The following is a 345-nucleotide window of genomic DNA, read 5'->3' as shown; positions in this document are numbered from 1 at the left end:
GCCGCTTTTCGGCGCGCAACCACATGAAGGCAGTGTTCAGTGCGATACGCGAAAGCCAGGTCGAGAGCGACGCCGCGCCGTCGAAAGCGGCAAGCTTTGAGAAGGCTTGGAGATAGGTGTCCTGCAGCGCTTCCTCAGCTTCCGCATTGCTGTGAAGAACCGCCCGGACAAGCCGGTAGAGCCGCTGATTGTGAAACCGGATGATCTCGCGGATCGCCTGCGCGTCGCCTGTGGACGCCCGTCGGACAAGTGTTACTTCGTCGGTGGCAAAGGATCGTCGCGGTGAATTCTCGAACGCCTGCATCTGGCTTCTCCTTGTGGAAGCTTATTTGATGCTGGGCCGCG

1 protein-coding gene is annotated in these 345 nt (G+C 60.0%); it reads right to left on the bottom strand.

Going from position 1 to position 345, the window contains the following annotated elements; translation table 11 throughout:
* Nucleotides 1–304, bottom strand: a 304-nt coding sequence (locus tag SB772_RS39565; protein ID WP_410838461.1) for a sigma factor, incomplete at its 3' end; no start/stop codon positions are given.
* Nucleotides 305–345 lie beyond the last annotated feature (41 nt).

The organism is Paraburkholderia sp. SIMBA_030, from assembly GCF_046535245.1.
GTDB lineage: Bacteria > Pseudomonadota > Gammaproteobacteria > Burkholderiales > Burkholderiaceae > Paraburkholderia.
Note: the sequence above shows the minus strand (reverse complement) of the source record. Positions and strands in the feature narration are given on the sequence as shown.